7 protein-coding genes are annotated in these 12,651 nt (G+C 40.8%); all 7 read left to right on the top strand.

Annotated features, from left to right (window positions below; translation table 11 throughout):
* Window positions 1-168 precede the first annotated feature (168 nt).
* Window positions 169-3,702 carry a DNA-directed RNA polymerase subunit beta gene (gene rpoB, locus DET63_RS27860; protein ID WP_002113316.1) on the top strand — a complete coding sequence of 1,178 codons (3,534 nt, stop codon included), beginning with the start codon at window positions 169-171 and terminating at the stop codon, window positions 3,700-3,702.
* A gap of 37 nt (window positions 3,703-3,739) precedes the next feature.
* Window positions 3,740-7,351 (top strand): DNA-directed RNA polymerase subunit beta', encoded by a 3,612-nt coding sequence (rpoC, locus tag DET63_RS27855; RefSeq protein ID WP_002009783.1) that lies wholly within the window; start codon window positions 3,740-3,742, stop codon window positions 7,349-7,351.
* Window positions 7,352-7,464: 113 nt separating this feature from the next.
* Window positions 7,465-7,713, top strand: coding sequence for a 50S ribosomal protein L7ae-like protein (locus tag DET63_RS27850; RefSeq protein WP_000121833.1), 249 nt, complete (start codon window positions 7,465-7,467; stop codon window positions 7,711-7,713).
* A 114-nt stretch (window positions 7,714-7,827) separates the two neighbouring features.
* The gene (gene rpsL / locus DET63_RS27845) at window positions 7,828-8,250 is read left to right on the top strand and encodes a 30S ribosomal protein S12 (RefSeq protein WP_001142341.1); all 423 of its coding nucleotides are present in this window, start codon (window positions 7,828-7,830) and stop codon (window positions 8,248-8,250) included.
* A 29-nt stretch (window positions 8,251-8,279) separates the two neighbouring features.
* Window positions 8,280-8,750, top strand: coding sequence for a 30S ribosomal protein S7 (gene rpsG / locus DET63_RS27840; protein WP_001137492.1), 471 nt, complete (start codon window positions 8,280-8,282; stop codon window positions 8,748-8,750).
* A 207-nt stretch (window positions 8,751-8,957) separates the two neighbouring features.
* Window positions 8,958-11,036, top strand: coding sequence for an elongation factor G (gene fusA, locus DET63_RS27835; RefSeq protein WP_113938449.1), 2,079 nt, complete (start codon window positions 8,958-8,960; stop codon window positions 11,034-11,036).
* Between the two features lie 117 nt (window positions 11,037-11,153).
* The gene (gene tuf, locus DET63_RS27830) at window positions 11,154-12,344 is read left to right on the top strand and encodes an elongation factor Tu (protein WP_002009778.1); all 1,191 of its coding nucleotides are present in this window, start codon (window positions 11,154-11,156) and stop codon (window positions 12,342-12,344) included.
* Window positions 12,345-12,651 lie beyond the last annotated feature (307 nt).

The following is a 12,651-nucleotide window of genomic DNA, read 5'->3' as shown; positions in this document are numbered from 1 at the left end:
ATGGTTTTCTTATAGAAGCCATTTTTCTTTTTTGAGCAGGTAGAAAGACTCAACGTATCTATCTTTAAGAGAAAAAAACTACGCTAATAGCAGTAGTTGTATTTATTTGTGATTTTGCACAAATTTTTTTGTGCATTTATAATACTCATGATTTGAGGGGTGAAGCAGTTGACAGGTCAACTAGTTCAATACGGACGCCACCGCCAACGAAGAAGTTATGCCCGTATTAGTGAAGTATTAGAGTTACCAAATCTTATCGAAATTCAAACCTCTTCTTATCAGTGGTTTCTTGATGAGGGTTTGCGAGAAATGTTCCAAGACATTTCTCCGATCGAAGACTTTACGGGAAATCTATCGCTTGAATTTATCGACTACAGCTTGGGTGAACCTAAATACTCTGTAGAAGAATGCAAAGAGCGTGATGTGACGTATGCAGCACCACTTCGTGTAAAAGTGCGTCTAATCAACAAGGAAACTGGTGAAGTAAAAGAACAAGATGTGTTCATGGGAGATTTCCCACTCATGACAGAGACTGGAACATTCGTAATTAACGGTGCAGAACGTGTTATCGTTTCCCAGTTAGTTCGCTCTCCAAGCGTATACTATAGTGGCAAAGTGGATAAAAACGGAAAACGTGGTTTTACTGCTACTGTAATTCCAAACCGCGGAGCTTGGTTAGAGTATGAAACAGATGCTAAGGATGTTGTATATGTGCGTATTGACCGTACGCGTAAACTTCCTGTAACTGTTTTGTTACGCGCATTAGGGTTTGGCTCTGATCAAGAAATCACCGAGCTTTTAGGTGATAACGAATACTTAAGCAATACGTTAGAAAAAGACAACACAGATAGCACAGAGAAAGCATTGCTTGAAATTTATGAGCGTCTACGCCCTGGTGAACCACCAACAGTAGAAAATGCAAAGAGCTTACTTGTGTCTCGTTTCTTTGATCCGAAGCGCTACGATTTAGCAAATGTAGGTCGCTATAAGATCAACAAAAAGCTACACATTAAAAACAGATTGTTTAACCAACGTTTAGCTGAAACACTGGTGGATCCAGAAACTGGTGAAATTTTAGCGGCAGAAGGAACAGTCTTAGATCGTCGTACACTGGATCGCATTCTACCTTACTTAGAGAAAAACATTGGATTCAAAACAGCGAAACCAATGGGTGGAGTGGTAGCAGGCGATGTTGAGCTGCAATCTATTAAGATTTATGCTCCAGAATCAGAAGGCGAACGATCTATAAACGTAATTGGGAATGCAAATATTACTCGTGATATAAAACACATCACACCAGGTGATATTCTTGCTTCTATTAGCTACTTCTTTAACTTGCTATATAAAGTAGGGGATACAGATGATATTGACCACTTAGGAAATCGTCGTCTGCGTTCTGTAGGAGAGTTACTACAAAACCAATTCCGTATCGGTCTTTCTCGTATGGAACGTGTTGTTCGTGAGAGAATGTCGATTCAAGATACAAATGCAATTACACCACAAGCGTTAATTAACATTCGCCCGGTTATTGCATCTATTAAAGAGTTCTTCGGAAGTTCTCAGTTATCTCAGTTCATGGATCAAACAAACCCATTAGCAGAGTTAACTCACAAACGAAGACTATCTGCATTAGGACCCGGTGGTTTAACGCGTGAGCGCGCAGGCTTTGAAGTACGTGACGTTCACTACTCTCACTATGGTCGTATGTGTCCAATTGAAACGCCAGAGGGACCAAACATCGGTTTGATTAACTCATTATCTTCGTTTGCGAAAGTAAATGAGTTTGGTTTCATTGAAACGCCATACCGTCGTGTTGACCCAGAAACTGGTCTTGTAACAGGGCAGGTTGATTATTTAACGGCAGATGAAGAAGATAACTATGTTGTAGCCCAAGCGAATATGAAATTATCTGAAGTAGGGGAATTCCTTGATGAAGATATCGTAGCTCGTTTCCGTGGTGAAAACATTGTCACAAATAAAGAACGCATCGACTACATGGATGTATCTCCAAAACAAGTAGTGTCGGCAGCGACAGCTTGTATTCCGTTCTTAGAAAACGATGACTCTAACCGCGCACTTATGGGAGCGAACATGCAACGTCAGGCGGTTCCGTTAATAAATCCGGAATCTCCGATTGTAGGTACAGGTATGGAGTACGTATCAGCAAAAGACTCAGGTGCTGCAGTAATCTGTAAACAGCCTGGTGTTGTTGAGCGCGTAGAAGCACGTGAAGTTTGGGTACGTCGCTATGTAGACGTTGACGGTCAAACAGTAAAAGGCGACTTAGATCGCTACAAAATGCAAAAATTCATTCGTTCTAACCAAGGAACTTGCTACAACCAACGTCCAATCGTAAGTGTTGGAGACCAAGTTGTAAAAGGTGAAATCCTTGCGGATGGTCCTTCTATGGAACTAGGTGAACTGGCGCTTGGACGTAACGTGCTTGTTGGCTTTATGACATGGGACGGTTATAACTATGAGGATGCGATCATCATGAGTGAGCGCCTTGTAAAAGATGATGTGTACACTTCTATCCATATTGAAGAATATGAATCAGAAGCTCGTGATACGAAGCTTGGACCAGAAGAAATTACACGTGATATCCCGAATGTTGGAGAAGATGCACTTCGTAATCTTGACGAGCGCGGTATTATTCGCGTCGGTGCTGAAGTAAAAGATGGAGATCTACTTGTTGGTAAAGTAACGCCAAAAGGTGTAACAGAATTAACGGCAGAAGAACGTCTATTACATGCAATCTTCGGTGAAAAAGCACGTGAAGTACGTGATACATCACTACGTGTACCACACGGTGGTGGCGGTATTATATTAGACGTAAAAGTGTTTAACCGTGAAGATGGCGATGAATTGCCACCAGGCGTGAATCAACTTGTACGTGCATATATCGTTCAAAAGCGTAAAATTTCTGAAGGTGACAAAATGGCCGGTCGTCATGGTAACAAAGGTGTTATTTCCCGTATTTTACCGGAAGAAGATATGCCTTACTTACCAGATGGTACGCCAATCGATATCATGTTAAACCCATTAGGGGTACCATCTCGTATGAATATCGGTCAGGTATTAGAGCTTCATCTTGGTATGGCAGCAAGATACCTTGGCATTCACATTGCAACACCAGTATTCGATGGTGCTCGTGAGGAAGATGTATGGGGCACAATTGAAGAAGCTGGTATGGCAAATGACGCGAAAACAATCCTGTATGACGGACGTACTGGTGAGCCATTCGATAACCGTGTATCTGTTGGTGTCATGTATATGATCAAACTTGCGCACATGGTTGACGATAAACTTCATGCTCGTTCTACTGGACCATACTCACTTGTAACGCAGCAACCTCTTGGAGGTAAAGCTCAGTTCGGTGGACAGCGTTTCGGTGAGATGGAGGTTTGGGCACTTGAAGCTTATGGTGCTGCTTATACTCTTCAAGAAATCTTAACAGTGAAGTCTGATGATGTTATTGGACGTGTTAAGACGTATGAAGCAATTGTTAAAGGTGAAAATGTTCCAGAACCAGGTGTTCCTGAATCATTCAAAGTATTGATTAAAGAACTGCAAAGTTTAGGTATGGACGTTAAAATGATGTCTATCAACGATACAGAAATTGAAATGCGTGATACGGAAGATGACGATGATCATCAATCAGCAGATAAATTGAATGTTGAAGTTGAGACAACTAAGGAATAATTGGGATAACCTGTAGACTAAAAGGGAGGTAGGCCCCTTGATAGATGTAAATAACTTTGAATATATGAAGATTGGACTTGCTTCACCTGACAAGATTCGTTCTTGGTCATACGGTGAAGTTAAGAAACCAGAAACAATTAACTATCGTACGTTAAAGCCTGAAAAAGATGGCTTGTTCTGTGAGCGTATTTTCGGACCACAAAAGGACTGGGAATGTCATTGCGGAAAATATAAACGTGTACGTTATAAAGGTGTAGTTTGTGATCGATGTGGCGTTGAAGTAACGCGTGCAAAAGTTCGTCGTGAACGTATGGGTCATATCGAATTAGCTGCTCCTGTATCTCATATTTGGTATTTCAAAGGTATCCCGAGCCGCATGGGACTTGTCTTAGACATGTCCCCTCGCGCGCTTGAAGAAGTAATTTATTTCGCTTCTTATGTTGTAACAGAAAGTGGAGATACACCACTTGATAAGAAGCAATTACTTTCTGAAAAAGAATACCGTGCATATCGTGATCGATATGGCAGTACATTCCATGCTGCTATGGGTGCAGAAGCGATTAAAAAATTACTGCAAGACATCGATTTAGATAAAGAAGTAGACTTCTTAAAAGAAGAATTAAAAACAGCACAAGGACAACGCCGTACTCGTGCTATTAAACGTCTAGAAGTATTAGAAGCATTCCGTAACTCTGGAAATCACCCATCTTGGATGATCTTAGAGGTTCTTCCAGTTATCCCACCAGAACTACGCCCAATGGTACAGTTAGATGGTGGACGTTTTGCTACTTCTGACTTAAACGACTTATATCGTCGTGTAATTAACCGTAACAACCGTTTAAAACGTCTATTGGACTTAGGTGCACCAAGCATCATCGTTCAAAACGAAAAACGTATGTTACAAGAAGCTGTAGACGCATTAATCGATAATGGTCGCCGTGGCCGTCCAGTTACTGGACCAGGTAACCGTCCATTAAAATCACTATCTCACATGCTTAAAGGTAAACAAGGACGTTTCCGTCAAAACTTATTAGGTAAACGTGTTGACTACTCTGGCCGTTCTGTAATCGTTGTAGGACCGAACTTAAAGATGTACCAATGTGGATTACCGAAAGAAATGGCACTGGAATTGTTTAAACCTTTCGTTATGAAAGAGTTAGTTGGAAAAGGATTAGCACACAACATTAAGAGTGCTAAACGTAAAATCGAGCGTGTACACCCTGAAGTTTGGGACGTTTTAGAATCTGTGATCAAAGAGCATCCAGTACTTCTAAACCGCGCACCAACACTTCACCGTCTTGGTATCCAGGCGTTTGAACCTACACTAGTAGAAGGTCGTGCAATCCGTCTTCACCCACTTGTATGTACTGCATACAACGCGGACTTTGACGGTGACCAAATGGCGGTTCACGTTCCGTTATCATCAGAGGCACAAGCAGAAGCTCGTATTCTTATGTTAGCGGCACAAAACATCTTGAATCCAAAAGACGGAAAACCAGTTGTTACTCCATCTCAGGATATGGTATTAGGTAACTATTACTTAACACTTGAGCGCGAGGGTGCAATCGGTGAAGGTATGGTCTTCAAAGATGCAAACGAAGCAATACTTGCATACCAAAATGGATATGTACATCTGCACACACGTGTTGCAGTTGCTGCGAGTTCGGTAAATAATGTAACGTTTACTGAAGAGCAAAAGAGTAAGCTTCTATTAACAACAGTTGGTAAATTAATATTTAACGAAATCTTACCAGAGTCGTTCCCTTATATTAATGAACCAACAAACTCAAACCTTGAAAAAGAAACACCAGCGGAATATTTCGTTGAAAAAGGTGCGAACATTAAAGAAATTATTGCTAGTCGCGAAGAAGTGGCACCATTTAGCAAGAAAATCCTTGGTAACATTATTGCGGAAGTATTCAAACGTTTCCAAATTACAGAAACGTCTCGCATGCTTGACCGTATGAAAAACTTAGGATTTAAATACTCTACAAAAGCTGGTATTACAGTTGGGGTATCAGATATTCTTGTATTAGGTGAAAAAGATGAAATTCTCCATGAAGCACAAGCAAAAGTAGATAATGTAATTAAACAATTCCGTCGCGGTTTAATTACGGAAGAAGAACGTTACGATCGCGTTATCTCTATTTGGAGTAATGCAAAAGATGTTATCCAAGGAAAGCTGATGAAATCCTTGAATAAACGCAACCCAATCTTCATGATGAGTGATTCCGGTGCCCGTGGTAACGCATCGAACTTTACTCAGCTTGCTGGTATGCGTGGTCTGATGGCCAATCCATCTGGTCGTATCATTGAGCTTCCGATCAAATCGAGTTTCCGTGAAGGTTTAACAGTACTTGAGTACTTCATCTCTACGCATGGTGCGCGTAAAGGTCTTGCCGATACAGCACTTAAAACTGCCGATTCTGGTTACTTAACACGTCGTCTTGTAGACGTTGCACAAGATGTAATTGTTCGTCAAGATGATTGTGGAACAGATCGCGGTTTACTAATTGGTGCGATTAAAGAGGGTAATGAAGTTATTGAGTCACTATATGATCGTCTTGTTGGACGTTTTGCAAGAAAAACTGTAAAACATCCTGAAACAGGTGAAGTATTAGTTGTTGAAAATCAATTAATTACTGAAGATATTGCTCATATCGTTGAAAAGTCGGGTGTTGAAACTGTAAACATTCGTTCAGCGTTTACGTGTAATACTCGCCATGGTGTATGTAAGAAGTGTTACGGTCGTAACTTAGCAACTGGTACAGACGTAGAAGTAGGAGAAGCGGTAGGTATTATCGCAGCTCAATCTATCGGTGAGCCAGGTACACAGTTAACGATGCGTACGTTCCATACAGGTGGGGTTGCCGGAGATGATATCACACAAGGTTTACCTCGTATCCAAGAGATCTTCGAAGCTCGTAATCCGAAAGGTCAGGCAGTTATCAGTGAAATTGACGGTGTTATCGCAGCGATCAACGATGTTAAAGATCGCCAAGAAGTAGTTGTACAGGGTGAAGTTGAAGCTCGTACGTATGCTATTCCTTACGGTGCTCGTCTGAAAGTAACTCTAGGACAGCCAATTAGCCACGGTAAAGAGTTAACAGAAGGTTCTATTGATCCGAAGGAATTACTAAAAGTAACGGACATTACAGCAGTTCAAGAATACTTATTACGTGAAGTTCAAAAAGTATACCGTATGCAAGGGGTAGAAATTGGTGACAAACACGTAGAAGTAATGGTACGTCAAATGCTACGTAAAGTCCGTGTGAGTGATGCGGGTGAAACAGATGTATTACCAGGAACATTACTAGATATCCATCAGTTTACTGATGCGAATGCGAAGGTGTTACTGAAAGGTAAACAACCAGCAACGGCTAGACCGGTTCTACTTGGTATTACAAAAGCTTCACTTGAGACAGATTCGTTCTTATCTGCGGCGTCATTCCAAGAAACAACTCGTGTTCTAACAGATGCAGCAATTAAAGGTAAACGCGATGAGCTTCTAGGATTGAAAGAGAATGTTATTATCGGTAAGCTTGTTCCTGCTGGAACAGGTATGAATCGTTATCGCAAAGTGGATCTTGTAAAAACAACACAAGATAACATGAATGTAGAAAACGATGAAGTTTATGTGGAACAGTAAAATTTTCCGTCGTAAATTTTGTATAAAAACAGCTAATCCTAGTTGACATTGTATGAGACAAAATGTTACTATAATCAAGGTTGCTCCTGAACGATGCTTTGGAGGATATTTATATGTCTTATCAAAAAGTGTCAAATGCTGAAAATGTAGTCGTTGGTCATAAACGAACATTGGAAGCAATCAAAAATGGTATAGTTAAAGAAGTTGTTATTGCGGAAGATGCTGATGTGCGGTTAACCCATGTTATCATTCGTACTGCCTTGCAACATAACATACCCATAACCAAAGTTGAATCAGTTCGTAAGCTTGGAAAAGTTTCGGGGATTCAAGTGGGAGCTTCAGCAATAGGAATAATAAGTTAAAACTGTTTTTGTGAGGAGAGAGCATTTGCTCTTCCTTGCAAAAACTTTGTTTTCAACTAATAATGAACCACCTGGATATGTGGTCATACAAACATGCGAAGGGAGGATAATCAAATGCCTACTATTAACCAATTAGTGAGAAATGGTCGTACTGATAAAGTATGGAAGTCTAAATCACCTGCGTTAAACAAAGGTTTTAATTCTTTAAAGAAAAAATCAACTGATATCTCTGCACCTCAAAAACGTGGTGTGTGTACTCGTGTTGGTACAATGACTCCGAAGAAACCTAACTCAGCGTTACGTAAATACGCTCGTGTACGTTTAACAAATGGTATTGAAGTTACAGCTTACATCCCAGGTATCGGTCATAACCTACAAGAGCATAGCGTAGTATTAATTCGCGGTGGTCGAGTAAAGGATTTACCAGGGGTACGTTACCACATCGTTCGTGGTGCGCTTGATACAGCTGGTGTTGACAAACGTATGCAAGGACGTTCTAAATATGGTACTAAGCGACCAAAACCTGCTAAAAAATAATAAACTTATAATGAAAGGAGGAACTCAATATGCCTCGTAAAGGACCTGTTGCGAAACGTGACGTGTTACCAGATCCAATGTACAATTCTAAACTTGTAACACGCCTAATCAACAAAATGATGGTTGACGGTAAAAAAGGTAAATCTCAAACAATTCTTTATAACGCTTTCGATATCGTTCGTGAACGTTCAGATAAAGAACCAATGGAAGTATTCGAGCAAGCTCTTAAGAACATCATGCCTGTTCTTGAAGTACGCGCTCGTCGTGTTGGTGGTGCTAACTACCAAGTTCCAGTTGAGGTTCGTCCAGAACGCCGTACAACTTTAGGTCTTCGCTGGTTAGTAAACTATGCTCGTCTTCGTGGTGAAAAAACTATGGAAGAGCGTCTAGCTTACGAAATCTTAGATGCAGCTAACAACGCTGGTGCATCTGTTAAGAAACGTGAAGACACTCATAAAATGGCAGAAGCTAACAAAGCATTTGCTCATTACCGTTGGTAGGATTCAACGTAAAATAGATTATAAGCATAAACCGCTTTATTTGTCGCTTATGGAAGTGTGGAGAGGGAGAATGCCTCTCCCTTTCGTTGGGCGCTCGTTTTACATAATGAGGGTACTGGACACTGGCATATGTAACAATATAAAGTGGCTTTTTTGCTACTTAAAATAAAATAATCCAATCCATATATGGAAGGAGCAAGACACCAAATGACTAGAGAGTTCTCTTTAGAAAACACTCGTAATATTGGTATCATGGCTCACATCGATGCTGGTAAAACAACAGCAACTGAGCGTATTCTGTATTACACAGGACGTATTCATAAAATCGGTGAAACTCATGAAGGTGCATCTCAGATGGACTGGATGGAGCAAGAGCAAGAACGTGGTATCACAATTACTTCTGCTGCAACTACAGCACAATGGAAAGGTCACCGTGTAAATATCATTGACACTCCAGGACACGTAGATTTCACAGTAGAAGTAGAACGTTCTTTACGCGTACTTGATGGCGCAGTAGCAGTACTTGATGCACAATCTGGTGTAGAACCACAAACAGAAACTGTTTGGCGTCAGGCTACTACTTATGGTGTACCTCGTATCGTATTCGTTAACAAAATGGATAAGATTGGTGCAGATTTCTTATACTCTGTAGGAACAATCCACGATCGTTTACAAGCAAACGCACATCCAATTCAGTTACCAATCGGTGCTGAAGATGAGTTCAATGGTATCATTGACCTTGTTGAAGAGTGTGCTTACATGTACTCTAACGATTTAGGAACAGACATCGAGCGTGTCGAAATTCCTGAAGAGCATAAAGAATTAGCTGAAGAATACCGTGGAAAACTTATTGAAGCGGTAGCTGAGCTTGATGAAGAAATGATGATGAAGTACCTAGAAGGTGAAGAAATCACTGTAGAAGAGCTTAAAGCTGGTATCCGTAAGGCTACAACTTCTGTAGAATTCTTCCCAGTAATCTGTGGTTCTGCATTCAAAAATAAAGGTGTTCAAATTCTGTTAGACGCAGTTATCGACTACCTACCATCTCCATTAGATGTACCTGCTATTAAAGGTACTCTTCCGGATACAGATGAAGCTATCGAGCGTAAGTCTAGCGATGAAGAACCATTCGCAGCTTTAGCATTCAAAATCATGACTGATCCTTATGTTGGTAAGTTAACGTTCTTCCGTGTGTACTCTGGTGTGTTAAACTCTGGATCATACGTGAAAAACTCAACTAAAGGTAAGCGTGAGCGTGTAGGTCGTATCCTACAAATGCACGCTAACAGCCGTGAAGAGATTTCAACAGTTTACGCTGGTGATATCGCTGCTGCTGTAGGTTTAAAAGATACTACTACTGGTGATACTCTTTGTGACGAGAAGAGCCTTGTTATCCTTGAGTCTATGGAATTCCCAGAGCCAGTTATCTCTGTAGCTATCGAACCAAAATCTAAAGCTGACCAAGATAAAATGGGTACAGCATTATCTAAGCTTTCTGAAGAAGATCCAACATTCCGTGCTCACACTGACCAAGAAACTGGCCAAACAATCATCGCTGGTATGGGTGAACTTCACCTTGATATCATTGTTGACCGTATGCGCCGTGAATTCAAAGTGGAAGCAAACGTTGGTGCTCCTCAGGTAGCATACCGTGAGACTTTCCGCGCTGCTGCGAAAGTTGAAGGTAAGTTCGCTCGTCAATCTGGTGGTCGTGGACAATTCGGTCACGTTTGGATTGAGTTTGAACCTAATGAAGAAGGTAAAGGATTCGAATTCCAAAACAAGGTAGTCGGTGGTGTAGTTCCACGTGAATACATCCCAGCTGTTGGAGCGGGTCTTGAAGACGCACTTAAAAATGGTGTACTAGCTGGTTATCCACTAGTTGATATTAAAGCTGCGTTAGTTGACGGATCTTACCATGATGTCGATTCATCTGAGATGGCGTTCAAAATCGCTGCATCTATGGCGCTTAAAGCTGCGGTTTCTAAATGTAGCCCAGTAATTCTTGAGCCAATGATGAAAGTTGAAGTTGTAATTCCTGAAGAGTACATGGGTGACATTATGGGCGACGTAACATCTCGTCGTGGACGTGTAGAAGGTATGGAAGCTCGCGGTAACGCTCAAGTTGTTCGCGCTATGGTTCCACTTTCTGAAATGTTCGGTTATGCAACGGCATTACGTTCTAACACTCAAGGACGCGGAACATTCTCGATGACATTTGATCATTATGAAGAAGTACCGAAGTCTGTTTCTGAAGAAATTATTAAAAAAAATAAAGGTGAATAATTGATTTTTATCGATTGTTCAAGTATAACTACTTATGTAAGCTTAGAAAGTGAGACGCAAGTTTCACTTTCTAGTCTAAATATAAAATAACTCATATAAACTAAGGAGGAATTTAGAATGGCTAAAGCTAAATTCGAACGTTCTAAACCCCATGTTAACATCGGTACAATCGGCCACGTTGACCATGGTAAAACTACATTAACTGCTGCGATCACTACAGTTCTTGCAAAAGCTGGTGGTGCTGAAGCACGCGGATACGATCAAATCGACGCTGCTCCAGAAGAAAGAGAGCGCGGAATCACAATCTCAACTGCACACGTTGAGTACGAAACTGAAACTCGTCACTATGCACACGTTGACTGCCCAGGTCATGCTGACTATGTTAAAAACATGATCACTGGTGCTGCTCAAATGGACGGCGGTATCTTAGTAGTATCTGCTGCTGATGGTCCAATGCCTCAAACACGTGAGCACATCCTTCTTTCTCGTCAAGTAGGTGTTCCTTACATTGTTGTATTCTTAAACAAATGCGACATGGTAGATGACGAAGAATTATTAGAATTAGTAGAAATGGAAGTTCGCGACCTATTATCTGAATACGGATTCCCAGGCGACGATATTCCTGTAATTAAAGGTTCTGCTCTTAAAGCTCTTCAAGGAGAAGCTGAGTGGGAAGAAAAAATCATCGAATTAATGACTGAAGTTGATGCTTACATCCCAACTCCAGAACGTGAAACTGACAAACCATTCTTAATGCCTATCGAGGATGTATTCTCTATCACAGGTCGTGGTACAGTTGCAACTGGTCGTGTTGAGCGTGGAATCGTTAAAGTTGGTGACGTAGTAGAAATCATCGGTCTTGCTGAAGAGAATGCTACTACAACTGTAACTGGTGTAGAAATGTTCCGTAAGCTTCTTGACCAAGCTCAAGCTGGAGACAACATCGGTGCTCTACTTCGTGGGGTTGCTCGTGAAGACATCCAACGTGGACAAGTTCTTGCTAAAACTGGCTCTGTAAAAGCACACGCTAAATTCAAAGCTGAGGTTTTCGTATTATCTAAAGAAGAAGGTGGACGTCATACTCCATTCTTCGCTAACTACCGTCCACAGTTCTACTTCCGTACAACTGACGTAACTGGTATCATCCAATTACCAGAAGGTACTGAAATGGTAATGCCTGGTGACAACATCGAAATGACTATCGAACTTATCGCTCCAATCGCTATCGAAGAGGGAACTAAATTCTCTATTCGTGAAGGTGGACGTACAGTAGGTTACGGTGTAGTTGCTACAATCGTTGCTGAGTAGTCTTTAATTAGATTATTAAAAACTCAAGGGATTCTCCCTTGAGTTTTTTTATTGCTTATTACTATAGAAGAAAGAGATGTATTTTCTATTTTTGGATGAGTTTCTTCTATAGTATATAAAACGAAAACAACACCCAAAAACTGTAAGGTGAATAAGAATAGATGAAAACTTGATATTCTTTAAAGTGCCATGTATAATAGCAAAAGTAGAGAAAAGCAGATGCGAACAAAAAGATGCTTGCATCTAGACGAATAACATTGTATAATAGACAATGTTGGTCTTTGACTGCGATGAAGTGGAAGGTTGC

It is taken from the genome of Bacillus sp. DB-2 (assembly GCF_003315125.1).
Classification (GTDB): domain Bacteria; phylum Bacillota; class Bacilli; order Bacillales; family Bacillaceae_G; genus Bacillus_A; species Bacillus_A mycoides.
This window is presented reverse-complemented; position numbering and strand designations above follow the sequence as displayed.